Origin of the sequence: Mesorhizobium sp. M2A.F.Ca.ET.067.02.1.1 (assembly GCF_004023285.1) — a bacterium.
Classification (GTDB): Bacteria; Pseudomonadota; Alphaproteobacteria; order Rhizobiales; family Rhizobiaceae; genus Mesorhizobium.
The window spans coordinates 1-405 of the sequence record NZ_RZSB01001471.1 but is presented as its reverse complement, the minus strand read 5'-3'; the positions used below and the strand labels follow the sequence as shown (position 1 = coordinate 405).

Sequence of the window (405 nt, the reverse complement as noted above, 5' to 3'; positions counted from 1 at the left end):
GCTCAAGGTCCAGCTGATTGCCGCTCAACTTCCTCCTCCGCTCGGACCAACCCATCAGGAGACGTAAGCAATGACCTTCTTCAGTCACCTAAGAAAAGCGGCGATCGCCACGGCCTTCGTGCTCGGCGCGACGGCGGTTCACGCCGAAGAACAATACTTTCCCCTGCAGAGCTACCGTGTCGGTCCGTATGCGGCCGGCGGAACCGGCTTTTTCGGTGGCTTCATCGACTATCTCAACCTGATCAACATCCGCGACGGCGGCGTCAATGGCGTCAAGCTGGCCTGGAGCGAAGGCGAGACGCAATATGAGGTCGAGAAGGGCGTCGAGGTGTATGAACGGTTGAAGAGCAATCCCGGCATCGCTGCCTGGAATCCACTCTCGGTCGGCATCGCCTATGCCATGAT

Annotated in this window: 1 protein-coding gene; it reads left to right on the top strand. The window is 59.0% G+C overall.

All coding sequences use genetic code 11. The annotated features are described in order from the left end of the window. Positions 1 to 70: 70 nt before the first annotated feature. A partial coding sequence (locus EOA28_RS38365) for an ABC transporter substrate-binding protein (protein ID WP_148671240.1) occupies positions 71 to 405 on the top strand: 335 nt, incomplete at its 3' end.